Annotated in this window: 12 protein-coding genes and 3 tRNA genes; 2 read left to right on the top strand and 13 right to left on the bottom strand. The window is 51.1% G+C overall.

Annotation, left to right across the window (positions count from 1 at the left end; all coding sequences use genetic code 11):
- Window positions 1–27 precede the first annotated feature (27 nt).
- Complete coding sequence (locus ACFPOF_RS10220) at window positions 28–906, top strand: helix-turn-helix domain-containing protein (protein ID WP_378132144.1); 879 nt, start codon at window positions 28–30, stop codon at window positions 904–906.
- A 113-nt stretch (window positions 907–1,019) separates the two neighbouring features.
- On the opposite strand, the gene ACFPOF_RS10215 is transcribed toward ACFPOF_RS10220, so the two are convergent.
- Entirely contained in the window at window positions 1,020–3,794 is a 2,775-nt protein-coding gene (locus tag ACFPOF_RS10215; RefSeq protein WP_378132143.1) for a hypothetical protein, read from the bottom strand.
- Window positions 3,795–3,985: 191 nt separating this feature from the next.
- Between ACFPOF_RS10215 and ACFPOF_RS10210 the strand changes: the two genes are divergently transcribed.
- Window positions 3,986–4,870, top strand: a complete 885-nt coding sequence (locus tag ACFPOF_RS10210) for an AraC family transcriptional regulator (RefSeq protein WP_378132141.1) — start codon at window positions 3,986–3,988, stop codon at window positions 4,868–4,870.
- A 233-nt stretch (window positions 4,871–5,103) separates the two neighbouring features.
- On the opposite strand, the gene ACFPOF_RS10205 is transcribed toward ACFPOF_RS10210, so the two are convergent.
- From ACFPOF_RS10205 to ACFPOF_RS10150, 12 genes are all read right to left on the bottom strand, one after another.
- A complete protein-coding gene (locus ACFPOF_RS10205; RefSeq protein ID WP_378132139.1) occupies window positions 5,104–5,805 on the bottom strand; it encodes an ABC transporter ATP-binding protein in 702 nt (233 codons plus the stop codon).
- Window positions 5,802–6,929, bottom strand: a complete 1,128-nt coding sequence (locus ACFPOF_RS10200) for an ABC transporter permease (protein ID WP_378132137.1) — start codon at window positions 6,927–6,929, stop codon at window positions 5,802–5,804. The genes ACFPOF_RS10205 and ACFPOF_RS10200 overlap by 4 nt, the downstream gene beginning before the upstream one ends.
- A 152-nt stretch (window positions 6,930–7,081) precedes the next feature.
- Window positions 7,082–7,170 (bottom strand) — tRNA-Leu (locus ACFPOF_RS10195).
- 13 nt (window positions 7,171–7,183) lie between these two features.
- Window positions 7,184–7,260: transfer RNA gene (locus tag ACFPOF_RS10190), tRNA-Ile, on the bottom strand.
- A gap of 22 nt (window positions 7,261–7,282) precedes the next feature.
- A tRNA-Met gene (locus ACFPOF_RS10185) sits at window positions 7,283–7,359 on the bottom strand.
- 74 nt (window positions 7,360–7,433) lie between these two features.
- On the bottom strand, window positions 7,434–7,613 hold the full coding sequence (locus ACFPOF_RS10180) for a YycC family protein (RefSeq protein WP_378132319.1): 180 nt from the start codon (window positions 7,611–7,613) through the stop codon (window positions 7,434–7,436).
- A gap of 97 nt (window positions 7,614–7,710) precedes the next feature.
- A complete protein-coding gene (locus ACFPOF_RS10175; protein ID WP_378132327.1) occupies window positions 7,711–7,878 on the bottom strand; it encodes a hypothetical protein in 168 nt (55 codons plus the stop codon).
- Between the two features lie 139 nt (window positions 7,879–8,017).
- Window positions 8,018–9,568, bottom strand: a complete 1,551-nt coding sequence (locus ACFPOF_RS10170) for an ABC transporter substrate-binding protein (protein WP_378132135.1) — start codon at window positions 9,566–9,568, stop codon at window positions 8,018–8,020.
- On the bottom strand, window positions 9,565–10,455 hold the full coding sequence (locus tag ACFPOF_RS10165) for an ABC transporter ATP-binding protein (protein ID WP_378132134.1): 891 nt from the start codon (window positions 10,453–10,455) through the stop codon (window positions 9,565–9,567). Before ACFPOF_RS10165 ends, ACFPOF_RS10170 begins: the two co-directional genes overlap by 4 nt.
- 3 nt (window positions 10,456–10,458) lie before the next feature.
- Complete coding sequence (locus ACFPOF_RS10160) at window positions 10,459–13,356, bottom strand: ABC transporter permease (protein ID WP_378132132.1); 2,898 nt, start codon at window positions 13,354–13,356, stop codon at window positions 10,459–10,461.
- A 3-nt stretch (window positions 13,357–13,359) separates the two neighbouring features.
- Window positions 13,360–14,469: an efflux RND transporter periplasmic adaptor subunit gene (locus tag ACFPOF_RS10155; protein WP_378132130.1), complete on the bottom strand. Its 1,110-nt coding sequence runs from the start codon at window positions 14,467–14,469 to the stop codon at window positions 13,360–13,362.
- Entirely contained in the window at window positions 14,429–15,205 is a 777-nt protein-coding gene (locus tag ACFPOF_RS10150; protein WP_378132128.1) for an ABC transporter ATP-binding protein, read from the bottom strand. The genes ACFPOF_RS10155 and ACFPOF_RS10150 overlap by 41 nt, the downstream gene beginning before the upstream one ends.
- Between the last annotated feature and the right edge of the window lie 85 nt (window positions 15,206–15,290).

The raw sequence follows: 15,290 nt of genomic DNA, 5'->3' as shown, positions 1-15,290 counted from the left end.
TTATATTAAAGCTGCGGAGTGATGACCATGCATACTTACCCCGTTCATGACGATGTGTTCGCTTATTTCAAACTCAAAAAAAATCAAGTTCCCTTTTATATCCTTGAACAAACCATAACCGAGAGTACAGACTTGCATCATCATGATTTCGTTGAATTTTCATTTGTGCTTCAGGGTAAAGCACTCGAAAATATCGATGGGAAAACATACGAGATGACGCCCGGGACGGCACGTATTTTGCCCCCCAATCAAATCCATGCCATTGAGGTCGATCCCCAGAACCCGCTTCATTTGTATTGCTGCATGTTTGACTTTTATTTGCTGCTGGAATCTCCGTTCGACGATCAATTGGCCAAATCCATTTTACAAGCTGGAGATACATTGCCTTATTACACCAAGCTTGATGGAAGCTCTTATGAAGAAATGCATCGATTATGCAAAAAAATTAAAAGAGAATGCACGGCCTCTTATGTGGGGAGAAACAGCGCTATTCGTGCCGCTTTGCTCGAAATCTTGTTGGTATATGTCCGATCTTTTGCGAATCAAGATCTGACGGAACAATCGTTGCATACAGAAACTTCAAACCATATCGAGTGGAATATTATCCACTTTGTGAATAAGCATTTCTTTCAGCCTCTTACGATTAAAGACTTGTCTGAGCGATTCGGGGTAAGCTCGTCCTATATCAGCAAGCTATTCAAACGCCAATTGAACACTTATTTTGTCGATTACCTGCATGCCTTAAGAATACGGAGAGCCAAATCCTTGTTGTTAAGCACGGATATGCATATCTATGAAATCTCGGTCGAATCGGGCTTCGATTCCTTCAGAACCTTTTCCCGGTTATTTAAACAAGCCACTCTTTTGACCCCGAGAGATTTCAGAAACGCACGATGCATTCCTTAACCCGTCAAACACGCAAAAAAAGAAAGCGGAACCCCGTCCTGGGAGTACCGCTTTCGTCGGGTGAAGCCGTTACTTTCATGAATTCTTCGGATCCGCTAGCGACCACATTCCTCTCATTGAAACATAGCTTGAACGTTATTGAACACCCGTATGCCGCGTTTGGGTCCGCCATAACCGGTAGCCACATTCTGATCGGTAAACGTCGAAGTCCAGCCTGTCGTATTCTCAAAGCTCAAGTTCTGCATCGTCATTCCCGTAACCGCAAGATTATCGATGCGGATAATCTCGGCCAGGCCGCTGACAGGTTGCGTGAAGATCATGCGGAACTGGACCTCTACCGAGCTCTTCCCTGCCGTATAAGGGGAAGTATCCACCTTGTACCTCGCCCACGGACTTGCGCTCAGTCTGGAAGCATCCTGACTCCACACCACTTGCCCATCGATGAGCATCTGCAGCAGTGCCATGCCCGGGCCTTGCGTCACGATTTCTGTCGTATAAGGTCCCAGATAAGCCGCATTATTGTCGGCATAGATCCAACCGCCGGTCGATTGGAAGGTCGGATTGGTCAAGGTGAATCCGTTCGCCACAATATTGGTGTAGTCTACCTTCACCGGAAACCAGGTTACGCCCTGTTTGTCGTATACCCTGAACACGATATTGGCTGTAAGCTTTTCTGCTAACGCGCTGGTCAAATCCAGATGCACGGACTGCCATGCCGTAGTCCCCCCGGCCACATCCCTTTCCCAGACGACAACGCCGTCCACGACAACCTGCGCGAAGTGATAACCTGCAGGAGTAGTGGATGTGTAGTCGTCTCTCACCTGAAAGTCAAGCGTCTTGCTGCCCAGGCCCGGCGTGACGGCCGCGACCATATTGACGCCGCCCTGGCTGCCGTTTGAACTTGCCACGCCTGACGGGTAGGAGATGGAATAGGCAGAGCCTTTCGAATAAACCCAGATGTCCGATGTGCTCAGCAGGCTTGTAAAGCTCCCTTCATCGAGCGTAAAGCCCGTTGTCGAAGTAATCGCCCACTCCGTGTTCACCCCGAAATTGTTGACGCCTGCCTTGTCGTAGACGCGGAAGTTAAAGGTAGCCGTCGATTTGCCGGTCAGTTGGCTCGTCAAGTTCAGGTTGACGTTCTGCCAGTCCGCGCTGCCATCCGAAACATCGCGCTCCCATACGACAACGCCGTCGACCAACAGCTGCATAAAGTGATAGCCAGGAACAGCGGATATAAAGTCGTCTCTGACTTTCATAGTCAGATTATATTGGGCGGCAGGAGATATGGTCGCGGTCTTGACCTTGGAACCCGCAGTCCCGGCATAGGAAGGTTTCCCCCACGGCCAGTTGATGCTGAATGTATTGGCGGTTGACGCCGTCGACTGCGTCTTCGTCCAGCCGTAATCGCCATCGAAATACGGATTGACGACTTTGAAGCCTTTAGCCGCGACATCGTCCCATGAGGACACGACATTAAACCACGTAACAGCTTGTACATTTTTCAGACGCAGTTGAATGTTTGCCGTCGTTTTGCCCGTCATATAGGGGCTTAAATTAACAGTGACCGTTTCCCAGTTTCCGTTCTGGCCGGCAACGTCCTCCTGCCAGGCCACAATGCCGTCCACGAGGAGTTGCTTGAAGATATACCCCGATGTGCCGCCGGTATAATCATCTTTGACCTTGAACGTGACGGAGGTGCTCGCTCCATCGGTGACCGTAACCGTTTGCGACAGCTCGGCCCATATGCCTGCTGCTCCGGGCGTATTCCCCGGATAAGAAATACGGGCAATATTCCCGTCGCTTCCGAAGTTGTACCCGTTAGGGGCATACGAATAGGCATCGAACGAGACGCTTGAATCGGCAGGCGCCGTTACGGCAGCCGTCTGCTTCACAGTAGAATTGGCGCCTTTCGCCGTATTGTGCGTTCCCCATGGAATCGTTAACTCATCATTTGTAAATTCATAATACCAATCCCCATTCGTGGCATAAGGATACGGATCTCCCGGATTCAACCCCAGTTCATCTGTTGTTACCAACGGTGTGGCGTATACAACAATGCCCTGCAGTTTGCCCAAAGCTTGTTTGGCCAACGCCTTCTGCATCTCTGTCTGTATTGTCTCCGCCGATTTCATCGTCGTATAGTTGGCAAACGTGCCGTATGGCATATAATAGATCGGTAAATTATAGGGGTGAAAACGGCTGTACAACGTGTCGATATAAGCATCCGTATTCAGCGCTGTTCTCTCCGCATGCGGATAAATAATGCCGTCGATGCAATTCTTATAATCATTGGCAAAAGTGCTCGTCGCCTGTTCATAATATGCAATGACGAACACGGCAAGCTGCGGGTTTATCGCATGCGCAGAGTTTTGCAGAGAGGTCATGCTTGCAGGGGGAAATGTACCAAGATTCGCTGTGAAATCATCAATTACCCACGCCTCAAGGTTAGAATAGGTATTGGCCAGCGTGGCAATTTGTTTGGCCCATTCCGTGTAATTTCCGCCGAATGGCTGGGGTACCCCTTCCGTTGGAGGCGTTAAATACACCCATACCTTAATACCAGCCGTCTGAGCGGCAGGCATAAACTCCAGACGCAAATCGTCCCAGTAATGCCCCTGGGTCCAGATCAGAAACGCATACGTCGTCACGTGCAATTGCTGCAGCCTGGCGATCGTTGCCGGTGTATTAATGTGAATCTTCCCATCGGCGCGGGGAGCGCTTTCAAGAATAGGGGAAGCATAACTAGCCTTTACGCCGGAAATCGAAGGCACCGACGGTCCGGATGCAGCCGACGCGGAGCGCGTATCGAGCCAACACACGACAACAAGCAAAGAGAACAGGAAAACAATGAAAGCGGTTAGGCGCACTTGCCGTAAACAGAACATCATTCATCTCTCCTCGTGTTCAGAAATTGTGCAATCGTCGTACAACTTCATTTTACAGATAACGCGGGCTATGTTTCGGTCATTTTTTTCTTGAATAGGCCAAAGCAAACACCTAGGAAAAATATAATTGCAAGTTTCACGGGTTATAAGGTAAGCTTGCCTCAAGTGCGGGTTCACGAGGAGAGGAAAAGCCGATGACAGCATATGTTGAATACACAGATTCAGTAAACTATCCGAGCCTCGAGAAAGGGCAACTTCCTTTCTACTGCTTGTCCAATCTGCTCAAGGACGACATCCCGCTTCATCATCACGACTTCCTCGAATTATCTTTCGTTATGAACGGCAGCGGAACAGAAACGCTCAACGGAATTACCCATCAACTAAAGCCCGGATCAATCAGTTTCCTGCTCCCCCACCATATCCATGAAATTCATACGAATCTGCAGGATCCGCTCCATCTTTTTTGTTGTATGTTCGATATTAGCCTCATTTTCGAATCCACGACCGATGCCGGGCTCGGTCGAATATTGCTTCAAGCTGGCAATCAATTACCTTCTTTCAACGATTTGAACGAGAACGAAACCCGAGAGATGAACCTTATTTGCAACGCGATAGCTAACGAGTATCATAGCTCAAAAATAGGCAAATACAGCGTGATCCGCTCCAAAGTGATCGAGGCCCTGGTTCTCTATGCGCGTTCTCATTCCACCACGATTCTAACCCATTTTAATAATCAAAACGCGAATATGAAAAAGTCAGATTGGGATATTATTCAATTTGTGCACACGAATTATTTAAATGAACTCACGCAGGACGGATTATGTAAGAAATTCGATGCTAGCCCCGCTTATATCAGCCGCTTGTTCCAAAAGGTTTTGAATACGCATTTCCTGGATTATATCCATATATTGAGAGTCAGACGCGCATCTTCACTGTTGCTGACGACGGAAATGTCTATTCTGGATATCTCTGTCGACTCGGGGTTCGAATCTTTCCGAACCTTTTCGCGCGTGTTCAAGGAACATACGGGGATGTCTCCTAGAACATTCAGAAAATTGTCAGGTGAGTCAAGCTCGTAAGATTAGCGGTTGGGCTCGTTTCAACGGCTATCGCCACTATGCCTGACTTGGCGCGCAGAGCAAAAAAAGGATCCCAGCCTTGTGAGCTGAAATCCCTTGAAATTCTAGATATTTGTACTCATCCTAATGTCCCCGGCTTTTTTGAATCCGTTATCGAAGTAGTCATACATTTATTGAATCTCATCGATTTTCTTAGTCCAGCCCAGCTTCCGACATGATAGATGATATACCCGTCAAACCACATGAAATGCGGATTCTTTTTTTTCGATTAGTTTTCCATTCTCAAGAAAAAGCACGCGATCGCAAAGCGGCAGTACCCGGTCATCATGCGTAACCATAACCGCGCTCTTACGCTGATCCTTTACTTGCTTCGCAATCATACTCACGATATCGAGCCCTCGCGAAGCATCTAAACTTGCCGTTGGTTCATCCGCGAACAGGACAGCCGGGTCATTCATTAAGGCTCTTGCGATCGCTACCCGTTGACGCTCCCCCCCTGAGAGCTTCTCAGGATATGCGGTTCGTCGATGCGACAACCCCATCTTATCGAGTAATTCTTTTGCTCGTTCGGTTGCCTTTGCCTTTCTCATCCCGGAAAGCTTAGCTACCAACACCAGTTGTTCTTCGACTTTCAAGTACGGAATCAAGTTGGCGCTTTGAAAAATAAATCCGATCTTTTGAAGCCGTAGTTCGGAAAGTTGTTGCTTGTCTTTACCGATAATGGATTCTCCATCGAGAAGGACATGCCCGCTCGTCGGTTCAAGTAGTGCTCCCGCTATGGACAAGAACGTACTTTTGCCCGAGCCTGAAGGGCCCATTACCGCAACAAGCTCACCTTCGGCCACCTCAAGGTTAAGCTTATCCAAAATCGTTCTTTCGATACCGCCATCCTCAAACGTCCGCGTAATCTCCTGCAATACAAGTCTCTTTTTCATGCCGCTGTCCTCCCAATCGCATCCAAAGCGTCAATTTTGGCGACTTTCCACACCGAAATCAGCGAACCGGCCAAAGACATTATGACAAAGGACAGGCATGTAAGCGCCAAGGTTGCGAAGCCTAATTGAAATGGCATGGAACTTGGCAATACGGCCTCGAACAATTGAACCAACAGGACGCTAAGGACCAAACTGCCGACCGATAAGACCAACACTTGCAGCGTCACGCTTCTAGCCAGATAGGCTGTACGCGTACCGATGGCTTTCAATATCCCGAATTGACTGGTTTTCTGAATCGTGATGACATAAAAGAATACAGCCAGCACAAAGGCAGAGATGACAAATAAAAATGCGATCATCATCATAAGCGAGCCTTGCTCTTCTTTGTAGCCCGGAATCGCGGATACTGCTTCGGACTTCTTTATCACTTCCGTATTGGGCAGCAGGGACTGAAGTTCCTTCACTTTGTCACTCGAGGCTTTAATGGCGATCGCATTGTAAATTTTACTGCCCGACGCCGAGCCGTTTCCTTGACGTATATGTGTTTGTTCTTGAAGATTGATCCAATCCTGATTATTTAGAAAGACAGCCGGAGTATGACTGAACGACTCGTTTTTTACAAAGCCGCTTACGGTCCATTTTTGTCCCGAAGCTTGATCTACAATAATCGAGCCGATTTTAACTCCGGAATCAGACAGCTTTTGATCGACAAGAACATGATCTTTGGTCTGATCCGAGATGGGCGATCCTTCCGTTATTGTCGGCGCCAGCCATCCATCGAGATTAACCGCGAGCAGCGTCACGTCAATCTTCGTCGTTTCCCCCGATGGAATAACCGTTGTCATTTTCACGCCAAGCGATTGTGCATTCTCTTTCCCTACTATGGAACCGGCCTTATCAACCTGATTCTGATCGATCTGAGATCGGGTGAAACGGTGATTGGAGTCCTGTTCCAACACAAAATGCGTTGCAGCCATATTCTTAACGGAAGCGGCGTTGTCATACGCCAGCCCCTGCGCAAGTCCGGTGACAAACAGAACAAGAAATGCAACAAGCACCATAATTGTAGCGATTAACGTATACCGCGCCTTTGCAAACCTCATTTCTCGAATGGCTAAATACATTGTGCTTCCCTCCTTCGGTATGACTAAAGTATAGGAAGCGAATATGAACGGACGGTGAATAACAGGTTACAGATGAGGTAGTGTCGCGGATAGGCTAATGAAAAGAAAATAAAAAAAATCCCTTCGTATCAAGGGATTTCGAGCTTATTCTGTGGTGCCGAGAACCGGGGTCGAACCGGTACGGTAGTCACCTACCGCAGGATTTTAAGTCCTGTGCGTCTGCCAATTCCGCCATCCCGGCAAGATGATCATAATGGTGGGCCTTGAGGGACTCGAACCCCCGACCAATCGGTTATGAGCCGACCGCTCTAACCAACTGAGCTAAAGGCCCTCGTCTCGGTCAGAGAAAAGGTTGGTTGCGGGGGCAGGATTTGAACCTGCGGCCTTCGGGTTATGAGCCCGACGAGCTACCGGGCTGCTCCACCCCGCGTCATCTGAACACGTCGACAATAATTAGCGACAAGGAATAATATACTATATTGGACATACAATCGTCAACCTTTATTATGATTTTTCGCCCGAATTGTGCGAATCTTTCTCTGCTCCGTCCACTTGCGATTTCGCCATCTCTGCCAGCTTCTGCAGCAACATATGCTGCGGCATATGCATCAGATGCTCGAGCGGCACCTTCATATAAGCAGCCAGCTTAACAGCCGTGTCGGCGGATATCGGCATTTTGCGCATGTCCATGTGCGTTCCCCTCCATTGCGTTGCTCTCTGTCTCAGCTTAGCACAGGAAAAGCTTCCAGCCAACACCGGAGCGGGCAAAAATTCGAATCCTTTATGGCATGTATCGCACGCCGTATTTGCCTTTTTTGGAACGGAATACTTCGATTTCTCGAGGCACATCGAGTCCGAATACCCAACCATCATGCTCCATTCGCTGAACCAGGCAGCCTGCTTGGAATTTGCTGTCGTACAGCTTCGACCAATACACCCATTTCATCATCGTTCCTCGATCTCCTTTTCGTGTAAACCGTGGATGATCATAGGATGCCCGCGTTTCCCGCGAAAAAAACGAACCGCTGCTCCCGGTCGGGAGTAACGGTTCGTTTCTTATGACACTCATTTGAACTTGCTGCTTCTTCTTAGCCTGCGCTTGCAGCAGCCTCGACTTTGTCATACATGATGCCGCCACCACCGCCACCGCCGTATACGTCGTCGAATACGCCGTCGATTTGGCCTTTCGGATTCGTTTTGATTTTTTGCAGCAAATCGTTGCCTTTTGTCTCCCAGCCTGCCAGACCTTCTTTTACCGATTTCTTGCCTTGCATAACTTCCATGTAGAAACGGTTGCCGAGCTCCGTCACCATATACAGGTTCGGTTTTTCACGTAGCAACTTCTGTTCTTTCAGAGAAGATTGCAGCATTGGAGCAGGCTTCACTTTCGTAAATGCATCGACATTGTAGCTCAAGCCTTCGCGCACTTTCACGAATTCTTTGCGAGCCGGCATTTCGTACGTGCTGCGCGCCTTCAGCTTCGACCATTCTTTGCCGTTCATGAACTTCACGAACTCCCAAGCATCGTCCGGGTTCGCCGCCTTAGAGTTAATGCCGGACAGGTTGTTCAGATAAATGCTGCCGCCGACGCCTTCGTGTCCCGCGTGGAACGGAACGCTGACGACGTCCCAATCGAGCCTCTCCAGCTTGAGCTTGTCGGCATTGTCGTTATATTGTTCGATTTGGTTGATCAAATCGTAACCGCCGATCGTCATCGCGACTTTACCGTTCAGGAACAATTGGCCTTGGAATGGATTGTTTCTGCCATCAGTCTTCGGTTCGCTGTACATCGCGTTCATGTCTTCCTGACGAGGCGTAACGTGGTCTTTGTACAAGTCCGAGAATGTTTTCCATACCGCTTCCCACTGCGGCGTATTGACGGTCATCGTCTCCGCTTTGTCGTCGTACATTTTCAGTTGCAGCGGAGCCGCAAAATTTTGCAAATCCCAGAAGTTTTCGCTGCCGCCCCACTGGTTAAAGCTAAAGCCGTATACCGCGTCTTTACCAGTGCCCGATTTCATTCTGCGCGCGAGATTAAACACATCGTCCCAGCTCATGCCGTCTTTCGGCATTTCAGCGCTAACTTTCTGGAACAGTTTCTTATTATAGTATAAGGCCGAAGGTGTAAACGTCGGGGTAAGAGCATAAACGAAGTTGTTGCCTTGCTCCTTGATCGAATCAATCACTGCCGGTACGAAATCGTTCGGATCAATGGAGTTTTCCTTCATCAACGGATCGAGCTGCTTAAGCAGGTTCTCGTTTACGAGAGGCGAAAGCATGCTCATATCGAAAATCATAACGTCGACCGGGTTGTTCCCCGTCATGATCGCTTTGACCTTCTCGAGCGGATCAGGCTGCTCTTGCTGCTTCGACTGGTCTTCGAATTGGTTTTCCGTGTAGTCGATCGCAGGTACGATCTCGATGTCGATGCCGTCATGCGTCAGCTCGAACATGTCTGTGAATTGCTGACGGAACCATATTTCATCCTGCTTGCTTCCGGACATTGTGCCGATGCGAAGCGTTCTGCGAACGTCTGAATCTTTGCCTTTGTCGGTGCTGCACGCCGCCAGGGTAGGTACGAGCAGGCTCAGCGCCATGCCGGATAACATCCACTTGCGGGTCATTTTTTTCTTGTTCATGCGGGTGGGTCCCCCTCCAATGATTTCGGTTTCGTGATGACGATCTTGTCGCCATCGAACTCCATACTCGCCTTGTCTCCAATCGATAAAGCACTTAAATACTCTTTCGGAATTTGCAAGCGCCCGACCCGATCGACGACAACGAATGCTTCGTGTCCTTCGTCCGTCTCCTGCCCGGCGGACAAGGACACCGCCGAATCCAGATTCGGGTTGCGTTTGATAAATTCCGTACTCGTCAGTCCGTCGCGAATAGCGACGACCCGGTCAACCTTGCCCGCGAGAGACAAGTCGTGCGTAACAATAACGATCGTGACACCGAGTTCCTTGTTGAATTTGCGGAAAATATCCATAATAATGTCCGACGTTCTGGAATCGACGGAACCCGTCGGTTCATCGGCGAGCAGCAATTGCGGCCGATTCGCCAAGGAAATGGCGATCGCGACGCGCTGCTGTTCGCCGCCCGAGAGCTGCTGCAGCTTGTTGTGCATCCTTTCCTTTAATCCAACCCACTCGAGCAGTTGTTTCGCATAGGCCCGATCGAGCTTGCCGGAGAACATCATCGGCATCTCGACGTTCTCGAGCGCGGTCAGGAAAGGGAGCAGGTTACGGGCGTTATTTTGCCAGATGAATCCGACCGTGTCCCGCTTGTATTTCACAAGCGCTTCGTCGTCCACCTTGAGCAAATTCCACGGCCCGACTCTTACTTGCCCGGCGGACGGTCGGTCAAGCCCGCCGAGAATGTTCAGCAGCGTCGACTTACCGCTGCCGCTGTTGCCGATGATCGCCATCATCTCTCCGGGTTTGACGGAGAGGTTCAGCCCTTGCAGGGCGACGACTTCCAAATCGTCGGCTTTGTAAATTTTTACGAGCCCTTCGCATTGAATCATCGGTTACCTCTCCTCTCCCAGCTTGACGGCTTGATGCACTTTCAGACGCCGGATGTGGGTGATCAGGAGCGCGACGCCGATGCTCATCATGACCGCGACGACAACATACAGCCTCATCGTATCCGTCGCTTCGAACACGACCCGGAACGGCGGCACCTGGTTCGTCGAATTGTCCGTCGTCTGCAAGAACGGCAGGAACAATATACTCGTCACTTTGCCAATACCGATACCGAGCCCGATCGACAGGCCGGCGGTGAACACCTGTTCGAGCAGAAGCATCCCCGTCAGTTGCTTACGGGAAAGCCCCATCGCCCTCAGAATGCCGATCTGCACGACCCTGCGCGACAGATTGAAAAACCAGAACAGCACATAGCCGGATAACGATACGATGACGGTTACGAGGAACCCAAGGCTCAGAATGCCGAACACGCCGCCCCTTGCGGGGTGCTTGCTCTGAGTAACAAGTTCGCTTCTCATGTCGTCAATGGACGCGATTTCGATGCCTTTCGCCAGAAGTGCCGGAATGATCGGCGCCGTCTTCGCGTTCGGCTCCATTTTCAGCCAGACGTCGTAAGGAGTGAGCGGCACTTGATCGTAAATGTAACCGAGATTGGCGATCAGGAACGGCGCCTGGTCCGGATACAAACTCGGCCAGTACGAGACGATATCGAGAATAATAAAATCGATCGTTTGCTCTTGAATAATCGCCGATACGGTGTCGCCGCGCTTCAAATCGAATTTCTTTGCCACGTTGGAAGAGATGATCGCCCCTTCAGGCACTTGGCCGAGCCATGACAAATACTTGTAAGGATTGATTTTGTACATATCCTTGCGAAGCCATCCGACACGGGCGAAGTCGACGTTATCAATGCCCATGATCGTTGTCTGCCCCGCCGTCTTGCCAGACACGATCAGGCTGCTTTTCGTCTGCAAAACCCGAGCCGCATGTTCGACGCCCGGCAATGTACGGAAAACTTCGAACGGCGGTTCGTTATAGTTGATCCGGGTCGGTGTCGGCCGTGAGCCCTTGCCGCCATTACCGCCATTGCCTCCATTGCCGCCGTTACCTCCTCCTCCGTTTCCGCCGCCGTTGTTGCCGCCGTTTCCGCCGTTGTTGCCTTGCTTCGGCTGCTTATACTCCGCTTGACCTTCCCACACCGTTTTCACAACGACATCGGATCCGTATTTGTACATGATCCGTTCCTCGGAGTTCAAACCGATCGTACGGGCAGCGGAAGAGTTATAGACCCCAAGCCCGAGCGTCAAGATCAGCAAAATCATGAGCGGGTAATACGATTTGGAAGAGCGGGACAATTGCGTCAGCGTCAAGTAAAACGGAACCGGAAGGATCCGTTTCCAGATGGCGTTGAGCAGCCTCAGAATAAGCGGGAATAACCTGAGGAACACGAGCCCAGCCGCGAAAATACTCAAAGCCGGAACGAAGAACAGGAACGGCTGCACGTTCAGTTGGTCCGTCGTCACGCCGGTTTTGAAGCTGACCATCTGCCGTTCGTTAAACAAATACCAACCGTAGCCGGCCACGCCGAGCAGAACGACGTCAAGGAACCATTTTTGCCAGAACGGCTTGCGGTCGCCTCGGGCAATCTGCCGCTTGTAGTCGACGATCGACGTTCGCGTAAACACAAGCGCCGGAATAAGCGCTGCGCCAATCGCTACGAGTACGGCAACCAAGCCGGCAAGAACACCATCCGTCGAGAATCCGACGGGAATCGCCTTGCGGTCGACGAACTCGAGAAACCCGCTCGCCGAACCGATGCTCTTGGCCATGAACCAGCCAATGAACGGCCCGGCAAGCAAGGCGACTATACCGAGCAGCGCCCCCTCCAGCAGGAACAGCACGAACACCTGTCTAGTGCTTGCCCCGCGGCTGCGAAGCACGGCAATATCGGAACGCTGCTTCTCCAGCGCTTGCTGCGCGTTCATCGTAATGAAATAGAACACCATCGCGATCATCGGCGCTGCCAGCGTGAACAACAGCGTCTGGAGCTGAATGCTGCTGCGACGGAAGTCGCCGAGCATGTCTGCGAAAGACAGCTCAACATGCGTTTCTTTCAATAACTTGTAAGCTTCGATATCGATGCGATTCAGCTTGCCTGTTAATGGAGACAACTGACTTGTTTTGATCTCTCGAAGATCATAAGCCGAATACCAGCCAGCCATTTGAATCGGGAGTTTCAGCTTCGCCGACACGTCTTCGAGAAACGCATCGTCCGCGATGTACACGTTATTCAGCGTCGCTTCAAGCCCTTGATACCAATAAGGGCTGTTCTCGTCGAGCACCTTGAAGGAGCCGACGATCTGTATTCGCAAGTTCCGGTCCCCGCCCCCGGACACCGGGTACAGCAACACGTCGCCGACGTGAAGGTCGTTGCGGAACATCGCCTCCTCCATCATGACCGCCTGCAACGTACCGTCCGCTTCGGCGCGGTCCGTGAACCATTTGCCGCCGGCGACTTCCGTCTGCTCCTTTAAGCCGCTGAACGCGGCGAGCGTCAGCTTGCGAGTTCGGCTCGCGTCCACTTTTTTCGGGTCTTCCGGCGACACTTCAGCGCTGCGAAGCGTTAAGCTTCGCTGGCTGACTTGCATCGGAAAACCGATGTCGGCCGGTACGTCTTGACGAATATACTTGTCGACGGCCTTGAAATCTTCCAGATCGGTTTGACCGTCCGTCGATTGATAACGTATAAGCAGCGAGCCTGCCGGAAGGCCTTCGCTGTTATCCTGCAGCGATTGGGATACGACCCGTTTCAAAGCGCCGTCCGCGTAGATCGGAATGCTTGTCGTAAAGGCGACCGCCACGAGCAAACCTGCGAGCGTACTCAGCGTCATCCATCGGGTGTTCCACATTTTGCGAAAAAGAAAACGAATAAGTGCGTTCATCGCTTAACGACCTACGACTTTCTGTCCCGGCGTCAACCCGCTAATAATTTCCACGTCCGTTGATGTCTGTTGGCCGACTTCCACGTCGACTTCGCGTTTGCTTCCGTCCGCTTCAGCCACTTGCACATAGGTGCGTGCGCCAATTGTCCGGAGAGCAGCGAGCGGAATCGTTGTCGCGTTTTCCTTCCGATTGACGATAACCGACACGGATAACGGAGTTCCGCGTGTGACTGTCTTCGGCAGGTTGGCTACTTCGATCAGCGTGTAATCGTTAATGCTTTCCGGCTTGTTGCCTTGACCGCCATTGCCGTTGTTGCCGTTCTGACCGTCCGTGGATGGAATCGGAAGCTGCTTCACTTTACCCTTTACTTGACCGGCATTATTGATGTCGACGCGCACTTCCATGCCAAGCGCGACTTTAGCCAGATCGTCCTTAGACAAGCTTGCTGCAACGACGAGGCTGCTCGGATTCGCGACAATACAGATCGTGTCGTACGCCTTGATTTGAGCTCCTTCCTGTACCGGAAGGGAAACGACTTTGCCGGAAAACGGCGCGACCAGCACCGCCTTATCGATATCCGTTTGCATGTCGACAAGCGCCTGCTTCGATTCCTCGAAGCTGATCATCGCCTGCTCGAATTCGATCGGGTCCATCTCATCCTTGTTCCGCAACGTCTGCTTCATCGTCAGTTCCGTCTTCTTGAACGCCAGCGTCTGTGTGCGCAATTGCTTCTTCATGTCGTCGACGTCAAGCTCAGCAATGGTTTGACCTTCCTGAACGTCGGCTCCCGGCTGTATGTATAACTTCTTGAGACGTTTGCCTTCAAGCGTAAAATAAAGCGACTTCTCCTGCGTGGACATGATTTTGCCAGAGGCTTGCACGGTCGTCTCGAGTGTCTTCGATTCAACGTCGTACTTCGGCTTCTCCGATATTTTCGGAAGCTGGATGGCCGAAAAATCTTCTTCTTCCGGCTCGCTCGGCAGCAGGCTGCAACCTGTCAGTGCGACGGACAGCGCCAGCGCGGCGAGCAAAGTCGTCGTTTTGCGGGTTCTTTTTTTGGCGCGATTAGTGTTATTGGCCGACGAATACGCCGTCCACCATTTCGTAGACATGGTCTGCTACCTCCATAATCGTGGGGTCGTGCGTCGTCATACAGATCGTCATGTTCTCCGCCGCGACGACTTCCTTAAATACTTGCATCACTTGCGCTGCCATCTGGCTGTCCAATTCCGCCGTCGGCTCATCCGCCAGCAACAGACTAGGCTTATGTGCGATCGCTTTCGCGATGGCAACCCGCTGCTGCTCGCCCCCCGATAATTCGAACGGCCGATGGTGCATCCGCTTCGATAAACCGACAAGATCGAGGCACGCGGTGATTCTCGGCTTCCACTCCGCGCGCGGCGTATTCGCCATCCGTAGCGATAACTCGACATTTTCGTAAGCGGACAATAGCGGCATGAGCGCATAGGCTTGGAAAATAAATCCGATATCCTTCCTGCGTACTTCCGTACGCTTGTCGTCATCCCATTTGTGGAACGGCTTATCTTTGAAAAAAATTTCGCCTTTCGTGGGCGTATCAAGTCCCCCCATTAAGTTCATGAGCGTTGTCTTGCCCGAGCCGGATCTTCCCCTCAGCATAATAAGCTGCTTGGGATACAATTTCAGATTAATTCCTTTCAGGACGCGGATTTGCTGGCTGCCGACGTCGAACGATCGTTCTACGTTTCCGACGGTCAACAACGGCTCCCCTAGAGCGGCAAGACCGGCCGTCTCCGTATCCTGCGCCGGCTCCTCGGCTTGAACGCTCTCTTTCTCCGCCGCCGAGCCGCGGCTCAACCATGACAGCATGCCTTTTCCTCCCTTACCAAACTCTTCTTTGATTATAACGAGCCTTTGATGAGAAAAGTTACGGCAAAATGAACGCTTTATCATT

The sequence above is a fragment of the Cohnella soli genome (assembly GCF_042655525.1).
GTDB classification, from domain to species: Bacteria; Bacillota; Bacilli; order Paenibacillales; family Paenibacillaceae; genus Cohnella; species Cohnella soli.
The sequence above is the reverse complement of the archived record's forward strand: the minus strand, read 5'-3'. Positions and strand labels throughout refer to the sequence as shown.